The 13171-nt window shown below is 45.2% G+C and carries 11 protein-coding genes; 8 read left to right on the forward strand and 3 right to left on the reverse strand.

Annotated features, from left to right (window positions below):
• The first annotated feature begins 242 nt into the window (after positions 1 to 242).
• The 3 genes from pnp (at position 243) to OCV37_RS02900 (ending at position 4861) form a co-directional block, all read left to right on the forward strand.
• Positions 243 to 2378, forward strand: a complete 2136-nt coding sequence (gene pnp / locus OCV37_RS02890; protein WP_038178124.1) for a polyribonucleotide nucleotidyltransferase — start codon at positions 243 to 245, stop codon at positions 2376 to 2378.
• A 116-nt stretch (positions 2379 to 2494) separates the two neighbouring features.
• A complete protein-coding gene (gene nlpI, locus OCV37_RS02895; protein ID WP_245609090.1) occupies positions 2495 to 3397 on the forward strand; it encodes a lipoprotein NlpI in 903 nt (300 codons plus the stop codon).
• Positions 3398 to 3535: 138 nt separating this feature from the next.
• Complete coding sequence (locus tag OCV37_RS02900) at positions 3536 to 4861, forward strand: MATE family efflux transporter (RefSeq protein ID WP_038178122.1); 1326 nt, start codon at positions 3536 to 3538, stop codon at positions 4859 to 4861.
• Positions 4862 to 4902: 41 nt separating this feature from the next.
• On the opposite strand, the gene OCV37_RS02905 is transcribed toward OCV37_RS02900, so the two are convergent.
• From OCV37_RS02905 to OCV37_RS02915, 3 genes are all read right to left on the reverse strand, one after another.
• Positions 4903 to 5790 carry a U32 family peptidase gene (locus OCV37_RS02905; protein ID WP_038178120.1) on the reverse strand — a complete coding sequence of 296 codons (888 nt, stop codon included), beginning with the start codon at positions 5788 to 5790 and terminating at the stop codon, positions 4903 to 4905.
• 32 nt (positions 5791 to 5822) lie between these two features.
• The gene (gene ubiU, locus OCV37_RS02910) at positions 5823 to 6836 is read right to left on the reverse strand and encodes a ubiquinone anaerobic biosynthesis protein UbiU (RefSeq protein ID WP_038178119.1); all 1014 of its coding nucleotides are present in this window, start codon (positions 6834 to 6836) and stop codon (positions 5823 to 5825) included.
• Positions 6837 to 6939: 103 nt separating this feature from the next.
• Complete coding sequence (locus tag OCV37_RS02915) at positions 6940 to 8979, reverse strand: putative bifunctional diguanylate cyclase/phosphodiesterase (protein WP_038178117.1); 2040 nt, start codon at positions 8977 to 8979, stop codon at positions 6940 to 6942.
• 193 nt (positions 8980 to 9172) lie between these two features.
• Here OCV37_RS02915 and ubiT point away from each other — a divergent pair, with 193 nt between their 5' ends.
• The 5 genes from ubiT to OCV37_RS02940 all read left to right on the forward strand — a co-directional run bounded on the left by ubiT (position 9173) and on the right by OCV37_RS02940 (position 13164).
• A complete protein-coding gene (ubiT, locus tag OCV37_RS02920) occupies positions 9173 to 9703 on the forward strand; it encodes a ubiquinone anaerobic biosynthesis accessory factor UbiT (protein ID WP_038178116.1) in 531 nt (176 codons plus the stop codon).
• Complete coding sequence (locus tag OCV37_RS02925; protein WP_038178114.1) at positions 9687 to 10205, forward strand: GNAT family N-acetyltransferase; 519 nt, start codon at positions 9687 to 9689, stop codon at positions 10203 to 10205. Before ubiT ends, OCV37_RS02925 begins: the two co-directional genes overlap by 17 nt.
• Before the next feature lie 62 nt (positions 10206 to 10267).
• Entirely contained in the window at positions 10268 to 10672 is a 405-nt protein-coding gene (locus OCV37_RS02930) for a DNA polymerase III subunit psi (RefSeq protein WP_038178113.1), read from the forward strand.
• A complete protein-coding gene (gene rimI, locus OCV37_RS02935) occupies positions 10669 to 11112 on the forward strand; it encodes a ribosomal protein S18-alanine N-acetyltransferase (RefSeq protein ID WP_038178111.1) in 444 nt (147 codons plus the stop codon). The genes OCV37_RS02930 and rimI overlap by 4 nt, the downstream gene beginning before the upstream one ends.
• A 648-nt stretch (positions 11113 to 11760) precedes the next feature.
• Positions 11761 to 13164: an undecaprenyl-phosphate glucose phosphotransferase gene (locus OCV37_RS02940; RefSeq protein ID WP_038178110.1), complete on the forward strand. Its 1404-nt coding sequence runs from the start codon at positions 11761 to 11763 to the stop codon at positions 13162 to 13164.
• The last annotated feature ends 7 nt before the right edge of the window (positions 13165 to 13171 follow it).

The following is a 13171-nucleotide window of genomic DNA, read 5'->3' on the forward strand; positions in this document are numbered from 1 at the left end:
TTTTAATGGCTAAATTTAGCCAAAGGCCGCTCGAGTAGTTTATACTAGCGACCGTTGAAGTCAGTTGACTGAATTCAACACTCAGACTCAAAGCATGACAGTCACCGAAGTCGGCCAAAAGGTCGCGACTATTCAAAGGAGATTGGTATCGATGTTGTTCAGTATCCTTTCACTAGTCGCGATTTGTGATGCCTTGAGGATTGTTCACCCATTTCTAGGATAACCTAGGCAAAGGAATAATAATGTTTGAAAAACCAGTTGTGAAAACCTTTCAATATGGCAATCACACCGTCACGATTGAAACTGGCGTAATTGCACGTCAGGCAACCTCAGCAGTTATGGTCACCATGGACGATACATCGGTATTCGTTTCTGTGGTTGGAAAAAAAGAAGCGGTAGAAGGTCAAGATTTCTTCCCGCTCACAGTGAACTATCAGGAACGGACTTATGCAGCCGGTAAGATTCCTGGCGGATTCTTTAAACGTGAAGGTCGTCCTTCTGAAGGCGAAACGCTGACGGCTCGCCTGATCGACCGTCCAATTCGTCCTCTGTTCCCTGATGGCTTTACCAATGAAGTTCAGATTATTGCCACGGTGATGGCGGTGAATCCTGATGTTCAACCCGATATCCCAAGCATGATCGGTACTTCTGCCGCGTTGGCGATTTCCGGGATTCCATTTAATGGCCCGATTGGTGCGGCTCGTGTGGGTCACATTGATGGTCAACTCGTACTGAACCCAAGCGCAAAAGAACTGGCTCAGTCTCGTCTGGACTTGGTTGTTGCAGGTACAGAGAATGCCGTTCTGATGGTTGAATCTGAAGCAGATATTCTGTCTGAAGAAGAGATGCTTTCTGCGGTCGTTTTTGGTCATGAACAGCAACAAGTCGTGATCCAAGCGATCAATGAATTTGCAGCTGAAGTTGCAACGCCGGCATGGTCTTGGAGCGCGCCTGAAGTCAATGTAAGTTTGAAAGCATTGGTTGCAGAACATGCAGAAACTCGTCTTGCTGAGGCGTATCAAATTACTGAAAAGCTAGCACGTTACGAGCAAGTGGGTCAGATCAAATCGGAAGTCATTGCTAAATTGTTAGAGCAAGATGATTCTCTGGATGAAAATGAACTGCGTAATATGCTGAGTTCATTAGAAAAACAAGTCGTTCGTAGCCGTATCCTTTCTGGTGCGCCGCGTATTGACGGTCGTGAAAAAGATATGGTTCGTGCACTGGATGTGCGTACTGGTGTACTGCCTCGCGTGCATGGTTCATCTCTGTTTACTCGTGGTGAAACCCAAGCCATCGTCACTGCGACACTGGGGACTCAGCGTGATGCACAGATTATCGATGAGTTAACGGGTGAGAGAAAAGATCACTTCTTGTTCCACTATAACTTCCCTCCTTACTGTGTGGGTGAAACCGGGTTTGTTGGTTCACCAAAACGTCGTGAAATCGGTCATGGTCGTTTGGCGAAGCGTGGTATTCAAGCCGTGATGCCATCAATTGATGAATTCCCATATACCGTTCGTGTGGTCTCTGAAATTACAGAATCGAATGGCTCTTCTTCAATGGCTTCTGTGTGTGGTTCATCCTTGGCATTGATGGATGCCGGTGTGCCAATTAAGGCTTCTGTTGCCGGTATCGCGATGGGTCTGGTGAAAGAGAACGATGATTTTGTCGTTCTGTCTGACATTCTGGGTGATGAAGATCACCTGGGTGATATGGACTTTAAAGTTGCCGGAACATCAAATGGTGTGACTGCACTGCAAATGGATATCAAAATCGAAGGGATCACAAAAGAGATCATGCAGATCGCATTGAATCAGGCAAAAGGTGCGCGTTTGCACATTCTGTCTGTGATGGATAAAGCGATCGGGAGTGCGCGTGATGATATTTCTCAGTTTGCACCTCGTATCCATACAATGAAAATCAGTGCTGATAAGATCAAAGATGTTATCGGTAAGGGGGGTGCAGTGATTCGTGCACTGACCGAAGAAACGGGTACCACAATTGAAATTGAAGATGATGGCACGATTAAGATCGCTGCAACAGAAGGTGAAGCGGCTAAACATGCGATTCGTCGTATTGAAGAGTTGACTGCTGAAGTTGAAGTTGGTCGGATCTACACGGGTAAAGTGACTCGTATCGTCGATTTCGGTGCTTTCGTCGCTGTACTTGGTGCTAAAGAAGGTCTGGTTCATATTTCTCAAATCGCAGATCAGCGGGTTGAGAAAGTGACTGATTACCTGAAAGAAGGTCAAGAAGTTCAGGTGAAAGTATTGGAAATTGATCGTCAAAACCGTATTCGCCTGAGTATGAAAGAAGCCGTCGCGAAACCAGCGGCTGAAGACGCATCACAACAAGCACCATCTGACGCAGAATAGAAACGAACCTCTGGGATAAGATATATCCTTTGGGTCGCTTTTTTATTTGCAAGCATGATGTTATAAAGGGGGCTGTTTGGCTCCCTTTTTTTATGAGAGCGTTGAGGAGAATAATTTTGGCGAAGTGGTTTCTCACAGTTTTGACTGGCTTCAGTTTACTTCTGATTGCTGGGTGCTCATCGATGCAGCATCAACAGGAGTCTGAGTGGTTGTACGCCCCGATGGCTCGGCCGTTACAACCGACGATTCAACAAGAAGTAAAAATTTTACGCTTGAGTCAGCTGCTCCAACAAAAAGAACTCTCTGACGAAATCCGGGCCAAAGTATTTTATGAGCGCGGAAATAGTTACGATTCGCTGGGATTAAAAAATCTGGCTCGTTTGGATTTTGAACAGTCGTTACGCTTTTATCCGTCTCAGCCTGAAGTCTTCAATATGCTGGGCGTTTATTACACCGAAATCAACGATTTTGATGCTGCTTATGAGTCATTTGATTCGGCGCTCGAACTTGATCCGAAAAGTGTATACGCAGGCAGAAATTTGGCCATTGCACTACATTACGGTGGTCGGCCTCGTTTAGCGCGGGATGAAATCGAGCAGGTCATCCAACAAGATCCCGCCGATCCTTTCAGTGCTTTATGGCAATATCTGATTGTCAGTGATATTGATGCGGATGTTGCACAGCAAGCGTTGTTAAAAAGTTATCAGTCACATCAGTCTGATGCAAAAGAGGCTTGGGGATGGTCATTGGTTGCCATGATGTTGGGTGAAACTGATGACTCGACTGTCTTCAAACAAATTTTGCAGGAGACCAGTGACAACACGGTACTGGCTCGTCGATTAACGGAAGCCTATTTTTATCTCGGTAAGCGTTACCAGATGCAAGACCAATATGCAGAAGCGGTCGCACTTTATAAACTCGCAATCTCAATGAATGTTTACGAGTATGTTGAACATCGTTACGCTTTCTTAGAACTGGAACAGATATACCATAAGATTAAGGACAATCATTCATCGTAATCTCGATGTTTTCTTGATTAAAATGATTACCTCAGGACGGTTTTTCAGCTTTTGAATTCGTTACCCGAGGTGAAGTGTATCGTAGGCAGCCTGCATGAATTTTTGCAGGCTGTTTGTATTTCAGGTTTGGATTGAATCATGCAATTGTCCATTTATTCACAGTATTTTCGTTATGCTATTCCAACCGTTGCTGCCATGTTAGTCAATGGGGTATACCAGCTCATTGATGGTATTTTTATTGGACAGTATCTTGGGGTTGACGGACTCGCCGGGATCAATATTGCCTGGACGATGATTGGCTTCTTGGTTGGTATCGGTTTAATGGTTGGTGTCGGCACCGGAGCCATTACTTCGATTTACAAAGGACAAAAGAATATTTCGGCGGCCCGCCAGACGATCAGTACCGGACTGATTCTGTTGGTGTTGTTATCGGTTTTACTGTCTGTTGGATTGTGGCATTTTATGGTCGATATCCTCAATTGGCAAACGCATGACCCCCACGTATTTGCAATGGCGATGCAGTATATGCAGGTGGTGTTGTTCACCTCTTGTTTTACTCTGGCTTCAACCGCATTCCCCTTTCTGATGAGAAACGATGACAGTCCGGCACTGGCAACCTATCTGATGATCATCGGCGGGTGTCTGAATATTGTCTTTGACTATCTCTTCATTGTGGTCTGGGAAATGGGTTTACAGGGCGCTGCGATTGCGACGGCGATATCACAGGGCGTCGTCACGATTGTCGGGCTGAGTTATTTCTTTTCTCCGGCAGCCTCTTTACGTTTGACGTTGGCTGACCTCCGGTTTTTCCGTTGGCAGGATATTCGTCAGATTGTTCTGGTTGGTCTTTCAAGCTTTTTTATGTACCTCTACTGGAGTGTCATGGTTGCACTGCATAACAGTCAATTTGCGATTTATGGCGGCACCACGGCTTTGGGGGCATACACGATTCTCGGCTATGTTGTGACATTCTATTATTTGACGGTGGAAGGGTTTGCCAGTGGGATGCAACCGTTAGTCAGCTTTAACTACGGTGCTAAGCAGTGGCACAATATTAAACAGCTATTATGGCTCGCGATGGGATTGTCGGTATCATTTGGTGTGATTGTGACTCTGGTTATGAATCTTTATCCTCATGATATTATTGCGATTTTCAACCGTGATAATGCTGAACTCAGTGACTATGCGACTTACGGGATACGGCTCCATTTTATTGCCCTGTTCTTGGATGGATTTATTGTCGTGGCATCTGCGTTTTATCAATCGATCAACCGGGGGAAAAAGGCCATCGGGATCGCTTTAGGGAACATTCTGATTCAGCCGCCATTCCTCTTTTTGCTCCCGTTAAGCTGGGGATTAACCGGCGTTTGGTTAGCATTTCCCATTTCAAATATTGTGTTGTCTTCGGTGGTGTTGGTTATCTTGTACAAAGATATCAGACGGCTGTTTTATTCAGCCGCCTGATAGGCATTGCATCCGATCATGCAGGGGGTGCATCGTGCGTTTTAGCGGGATTCAGCAGGCACATTCTCTAAACCCGCGACACGGTGCCAATAGCCATTACATTGGTGACTGTCTAATGGATAGGATTGCGCTGCGGTTTCGTTATCGCGAAATGCTTGCAGGGTTGTCAGGGTTTGCGCATCTGTCGGACTAAGGCGGACCACATCGACGCTGTCGGTCATCGTGGGTAATTCGTTGATCAAATTATAGCAGTAGCCTGATTGTGTCTGAATGCCGTTCAGATTAAAGACGTCTTGCCCTTCCTGACTTTGGACACGGATACCATTGGGATAATTGATACAACAGGTTTTACATTCATCTTTCGGGCGGTTTTCGGCCCGGGCCGTGAAACAACGGGCGGAGTATGCCAGAGGGAGATAACCATAGCCGAATATTTCAACTTCAAAGGCGTTGCGAATCCCTAATGTTTCACATTGATGTAGCACTTGTTGCAGCCATGAATGAGAAAGTTCGACGGGCATACACCATCGGATCATGCCTTGGCGAAGAAGGTATTTCAACGTATGAGCGTTGTAACAGTTAATCGCCGGCCCGACAACAAATGGTACCCGCTTTTCACTGGCGAGATGAACCGCTGAAACATCGTTGGCTTCAATGATAAAATCACCGTTATCAATGTATTTCTTCATCACGGTCAGTTCACTGCGGGACTCAAGCAATGCCATCGTTGACAGGACAACTTGTTTACCTGTCTGTGCCATGTCCTGTGCGATTGCCAGCCAGTCGTGTGCTTTTAACTCTCGCCGTTTGGAACAAACCGTTTCTCCCAGATAAATAATATCTGCGCTGGAGGTTTGCGCCTGACGGTAGAACTGTTCAAGCTCGGCTTTGGGCCAGAAATAGAGTAATGGGCCTAATGCATATTTCATCTGTGAATTCTCTTGTTATGACCACTTTCTTGTTATTGCCACTTTCTATGATAGGCACCAAGCGTCGTCTGGGTGCCTTCGGACACATTGGCAAGGGTGCGGTTCCATGTCTCGTCAACCTGATAACTTGGCGGGTCTGACAAATAGCGATCAATCGCTGCCCGCCAGGTTTTGGTCACCTGCTCGACATAGGCCGGACTGCGTTGTCGGCCTTCAATTTTGACGGAGGCGACATTCGCGGCAAACAGTTCCGGTAACAACGATAGCGTATTCAGACTCGTCGGCTCTTCCAGTGTGTGATAACACGGTTGCTGACCGTTCAACACGGTCCTGAAACGGCCTTTACATAAAGTGGGATAGCCCGCATTCTCTCCGGGTTTGTATTGATCAATAAGAATGTTATTCAGCCGGGTTTCCATTCCATGTGGTGTTTCCTGCCAACGCACAAATTTCGCAGGTGAACACGCTCCGACCGTATTGGGAGATTCGCCCGTCATATATGAAGATAAGTAGCAGCGGCCTTCCGACATAATACAAAGGCTACCAAATGCAAACACTTCCAGATCAACGTCATCAGCCACTGCCTGAGAGAGTTGTTTGACTTGGTGAATCGAGAGAACCCGGGGGAGTACAACACGCTTGATGTTGAAGTTTTGATGATAAAACGCAATGGCTGCGCTGTTGGTGGCTGAGGCTTGAACGGAAAGATGGATTTCTTGTTCGGGATAGCGGTTCGAGATGTATTCCAACAGCGCTATATCGGCCACGATCAATGCGTCGACTCCCAGCTCAACCGCCTTATCTGCCGCTGCTGTCCAGTGGTTAAACCGGTCCGGATGGGCAAATGTATTGAGTGCGACATGGATTTTCCTGTGATGCTCATGCACGAACTGAACAGCACTTTCCAGTTTCTTTCCTGAGAAATTTAAGCCGGCAAAGTGGCGGGCATTGGTGTCGTCTTTAAAACCGATATACACCGCATCGGCACCATTGGTGATTGCCGTCTTCAGGGCGGGCAGGTTTCCCGCAGGACAAAGCAGTTCCATAGTAACTTAATTTCACTGGTAGCTCTTGAAGTGGCTGTATTGTATGGAAAAGCGTTGCAGAATGAATTGATGTGAGGCAGGTTTGACCTGAATTGATCTGGATTTATGACGCTGAGTGGCGTCGGTTTTGGGCAAATAATGCTTCGGCTTCCTGCTTGGGTTGCGGACGATGAAAGTGGAATCCTTGGATCGAATGACAGTGAAGATTCGCGAGTAAAATCGCTTGCTGCTGTGTTTCTACACCTTCAGCCACGACTTTTAACCGGAGAGATTGACCGAGATTGATGATGTTTTCAATGACCGTCAACTGTTTGGGTAATTGATCGATTTCTGTAATGAAGGCGCGATCGATTTTGAGTTCATCAATCGGAAAACGGGCGAGATAAGAGAGTGATGAATAACCGGTGCCGAAATCATCAATCGATAAAGTAAAGCCGAGTTTTTTAATCGCATTCAACATTTGCACGGTGTGTTCGCTGTTGCTCATGACCGCACTTTCGGTCAGTTCAAATGTAATACAGCTTGGATCGAGCTGGGTCGAGCGCAGGAGTTTCTCCATAAAATCGATCAGTTTCGGGTTACCAAATTGTTCCGGGGACAGATTGATCGCGACCGGGCCGGGGAGGATCCCCTGTTGTTTCCAACGTTTGACCGTGGTAAAAACATCCCGCATGACAGCCCGACCCAGATGCTCGATTAATCCTGCCTTTTCCGCAACGGGAATAAATGAACCGGGGCTGATATACCCTTCGACCGGATGCTTCCATCGCACCAAGGCTTCAGCACCGTTGATACTAAAATCTCTGGCACTGACTTTCGGTTGATACCAAACTTCAAGCCCATTATTTTGCAGGGCTTTTTGCAGCTCGATCTCCAGCCACAAACGGGTTCTCGCTTCTTTATTCATTTGCGAACTGAAGCGAATCATACGATTGCGGCCTCTTGCTTTCGCTTCATACATCGCCGTGTCGGCATTTTGCAGTAAGATTCGGGCATCACTACCGTCACCTGGATAAGTCACACTACCAATGGAACAGGCCAGTCGTTTGCTAAAATAATTTAAATCGAAAGGTTGATTGACTAAGGCAATAATCCGTTCCGAAAGCATTTCTGCGGAACGGGGTTTCTCCGGCTCCGGCAGGAGTAAACCAAACTCATCTGCGCCCAGATGCCCTAAAATGGCATTTTGGGGGAGAAGTCGTTTGAGACGAGCCGCAACCTCTCGGATCACTTTATCTCCGATATGATGTCCCAGTGAGTCGTTGATGTTTTTAAAGTTATCAATATCGAGATAGAGCATCACCAAGGGCGTGTTATCAGCAATGAACATATCGAGTCGTTTGGTAAAACCCGTTCGGTTATACAAACCCGTTAATGGGTCAATATGGGCATCAATTGAAGGGTGATGTAATCGTTCCGGTTTCTTTTTTTCTTGTGGTTGAATGAGGACAAAGAATGCCTGACTGCCAAAAATCTTGATGGCTTCAGTGCGAAGTGTCACCTGACGTTCTTCTCCGTATGCTTGAGTTGTATAGCAGGAAACCGGGTGTTGAATGGCAGAGGAGGCATTGAGAACAAAGGGTTTTTGAGTTGATGTCTGAATAAAAATTTCTGAGAGTTGCTCGCCGTAAAGTTCATCGACCGTATTGATCCCCAGAGAATGCGCCGCCGCAGGATTGCAGGAAATGATGGTATTCTTTTCAACAATCAGCACGGCTTCTTTCAGCATATCCACTAATGCTGAGAATTTTTTTTCTGACTCATCGATGGTATCAAGTAACATTTGCTTTTCTGATACATCGACAGCCTGAAAGATGATACCGGGCGCTTGCTCATCGGACGGCAGTCGCGAGAGCGATATCAGTAATGTCGTCTCGATATGCATGTCACTGAGCGTCAGCTCGGTTTCAATGATTTCACCGTTAAACGCGCGAAGGTAATAGGGGCGAATGGCTTGATAGAATGATTCACCGAAGACTGCCCGATCATTTGAACCGATGAGTTGATCACTGGTGAGACCGGATATGTCACAATAGCGTTCATTTACCATCGTATAGTTGTGCTGGGCATCGAGAATGGCAAAAAAGAAAGGGCTATGTAACGTTAGCTGGGTCAACCAGCGTTGAAATTCTTGTGAAATCATGCCAACTATTCATTGCTCCGAAACCAGACAGGTACTCAGCATTTAGAAATCGATACGGAGTACGCCACTATAACCGTCTTTATAACATTAGTGAAGCGTATGGCGGTCTTGGATTTTTTGATTCACAACAGCAATTCAGGTTCAATCTTTCAGTATGATAGCGCCATTGATATCAACTTAGTGGATAACGAGTGTGTTTAACAAGATTCAGAACTACATGGTACAAAATGCAGCTTCATTTTTGAGAACACCAGCACGCTTCTTGCCAAACATTGTGCAAAACAAAATTCTTTTAGAAGCTTTGAATACCATTTTTAAAGAAGCTCTGGCCGAAGGTGAGTTTGAGTTTCTTGAGAATAAATGCTTGAAAGTTCAAGTGAAAGATTTAGAACTCGCTTGGCATCTGACCTGTTGTAAAGCGCAACTGGTTATTGCAGAACCGACGGTTGAGCCGGATGCCTGTTTTAGTGGTTCTCTGAATGATTTCGTGTTAATTGCCGGGCGGAAAGAAGATCCGGATACTCTTTTTTTCCAGCGACGTCTCTCAATTGAAGGAGATACAGAATTGGGACTGGAGGTGAAGAATATGATGGATAGCGTGGATCTGGAGACATTCCCTGTCCTCATTAAATATTCTTTGAATCAGCTCTCTGATTTTGTGTATAAAGGGATGCAGTCAGAACACTCACACCAGAAAGGAACCGTGAATGCTTATTCGCACTGAAGCACCTGCCGATATTTTACCCATCGATCAGTTACTACGTTCATCACTGAACGACGACGATACGGCTGATCTGGTGATGGCTTACCGGGAAAGCAGTCGTATTACCTTATCGCTGGTGGCCTGCGATGATGAAGGACAGATTCTGGGGTATATTCTCTTTACGCCAGTGGCACATGATGGTGTGTTTCATAGCTGGCAGCATCTGCGTTTGTTGCTCACAGCGCCTCAGACTCAGGATGATATCAAGCCACAGTTAGTCACCGAAGGGCTGAATTCGCTTTATGAATTCGGCTATCCTGTATGTACGGTATTTGGTGTCGATGAATATTATCAGTCACTTGGTTTTCGGCCGGGAAATCATTTTGGGATCAGCCCGGCGGCGGTGTTGCCATCACCTCATCAGTTACTGATTTGTGAGATGGTTTCGGGGACGGTCGATGCAATGAGCGGACATCCGCTTGAGTTTGACGCGTCACTGCTTTCAGTTTTTCCCGGCTTCTGATTCAAAAGGAAATTTGTTAATATAGCGCTCCTCTCTTTTATTGGTTCATTGGGCTGACATTCATGCAAGAGCGTCAACAAAATTATTTACAGGAAATGGGGATTCAGCGCTGGCAGCTCGTTCATCCTGAGCGATTGCAAGGGGTTGTTCACACGCCATATGCGTTACCATCATCCTGTAAATTGTTATTTGTCAGCCCGGTGCTGCCCGAAGGGGCTCAGGCAGTGATGTTTGAAAAAGTGCTCAAGAGTTTTCATGTCTCACTCGAAGAAGCCTGCCATATCTATCCTCATTCTCTCGATTTAGTCTCGCATACAGATATTGAATGGTTCTGGTTTGCCGGTTGTCCTGCACCCGAAGCAATGGCAGGAAAGCTGCTCACCTCACCCTTGCTGAGTCAGATTGACGGCCATCCTCAGCATCGTCGTGATCTCTGGCGTCAAATCTGTTCTTATCAGGCCTCATGAATATTTCGATTGTCCCTATGTCTGCTGATCATCTGGATCAGATCTATCAAATTGAGCGTCGGGCTCACTCATTTCCCTGGAAAGAGTCGATCATTCGTGCACTGGATAGTCGTGGTGCTTGTCATCATACGTTGTTGGTTGATGGGCGGGTCGGTGGCTATTTTTACGCTCAGAATATTGTCGGAGAAGTCTCGTTGCTCAATATTGCCATTGACCCCGTGTATCAGGGCAAAGGGCTTGGCCGTCAACTGCTGGTGTTTTTGCTCTCGCTCTGTGAGCAACAAACTGCAGAAAGCGTGTGGTTGGAAGTGAGGGCAAGTAATCTGCCGGCGTATCAGCTCTATCTCAATGCAGGGTTTAATGAGGTTGATCGACGCTTTGGTTACTACCCTACAGAAAATGGACGTGAAGATGCGATCATCATGAGTTATTTTCTATGATATTGTCGTCATTACATTTTATCTAAATATTTTCTCTAACCTCTCATCTGCCACCATATTTCGTTTTGTGGCTATTCATCTGTTTTAATATCGTCGTTAATCGGAACTGATTTAATAGTCACCATCGATTCAATTAAAATTATTGAAGTATTTATCGTTTTAAATAAATATTTTTGAGCAGAGTGTCTCATTATTGAGGTTTTGACACCAAAATAACATTGCCATGTATTTTCCTTGATATCGATTTACTTGTGTATCGATATAAATTGACCATACGGTCAGTAAAAAATAATAACAATGAGTCATGCTTTCTTACGTATTTTATCATTATTCATCATGACATGAGTCTTTCGTCTCATTTTTAAGAATGGCAAGAATATAGACATGATTTGCTTTTATTAACATTGAAACAATAGTGACTCATGTCGCATACTTTCGTTATGGTCAACTTCACATTTTGACAAATAAAGTGAAGTGGCACATTTGGTTTGGGTAGGTAAGTGCTGATTCGTTTCTTTAAAAATCACATATAAACAAAGGGTTATAATTTTTTAACCATGATGCTATAGCGTTACTGATTCAGTTTGTGGGGTGCTTCACCCAAGGGCGGTAGCATACTAAATTTATATTGGTTAGGTGGGATGTCAGATGGGATACGGTAGTCGAATTAAATATTATGGAGAAGAATCATCAGTCGGCTTTAAGATTGTTGATATTTTTGTTATTTCAATAATTTTATTTTTAGTATCAGAGTCATACTTGGATGATTTTGCAACTATCTATCAATTAATATTGAGTCTATTTGCTGTTGTCTATTTTGTTATATCTGATATTGCTGGTGTTTATCGGCCGTACAAATATATTTCATTCAAACAAAACTTCTTTGCGATACTTATGACTTGGAGTATTTGTGTCGCATTATCTCTCATTGTTGGTTTCTTTCTTAAAGTCAGTGAAGATTATTCTCGTCTGGTCATTGGTATATGGTTCGGGATTACCCCGTTGTGTCTGGTGGGGTGGCGCTGGCTGGTTCACGGGATGTTCCGGATTATTTTTCCCGGCGATAAACATCGCAGTAAAGCGATTATTATCGGAGCGACAGGCTCGGGGCTTCAGCTGGCTCAAGAACTCAAACAGCACCGTTCAAGCCGCGAAGTGCTGGTCGGTTTCTATGATGACCGCAGTCTGGATCGAATCGGCTTACATCGCCTCTCTTCTCCGCTACGTGGCAAGATCGATGATGCACTGATGCTGGCAAAAAGCCACAGTGTACAGAAAGTTTATATTGCGCTGCCGATGGAAGCTGCCAAACGAATTAAACAAATCTTAAATGCCTTCGCTGACTCCAATGCCCACGTCTATGTTGTTCCTGATTTCTTTACCTTTGATCTGATGCAGTCACGGCTGAAAAATATCGGTAAAGTCGTCACATTAAGTGTTTACGACACACCTTTTTACGGTTTTACCTCTCTGATCAAGCGGATTGAAGACATCATTCTCGCCTCACTGATCACCATGTTGATTAGTCCCGTGCTGTTGTTTGTTGCCATTGGTGTGAAACTGTCATCACCGGGGCCGATTATTTTCAAACAGGAGCGTTATGGACTTGACGGGAAGCCGATCAAAGTCTGGAAATTCCGATCTATGCGAGTGATGGATAACGGTTCTGTGGTCAAACAGGCAACCAAGAATGATCCTCGTGTAACCCGATTCGGCGCGTTTATTCGCCGCACCTCTTTGGATGAGCTCCCTCAGTTTATCAATGTGATTACCGGACAGATGTCAATTGTCGGCCCGCGTCCGCACGCGGTTGCTCACAATGAGGAATATCGTGGACTGATCGATAAGTATATGCTTCGTCATCATGTGAAACCGGGGATTACAGGATGGGCTCAGATTAATGGTTACCGGGGAGAAACCGACACACTCGATAAGATGGAAAAACGGGTTGAGTTTGATTTGAGCTATATTCAGACATGGTCTCTGTGGCTCGATTTAAAAATCATATTCTTGACGGTATTTAAAGGATTTGTCGGGAAAACAGCGTATTAATTCACTG

It is taken from the genome of Vibrio rhizosphaerae (assembly GCF_024347095.1).
Taxonomy (GTDB): domain Bacteria; phylum Pseudomonadota; class Gammaproteobacteria; order Enterobacterales; family Vibrionaceae; genus Vibrio; species Vibrio rhizosphaerae.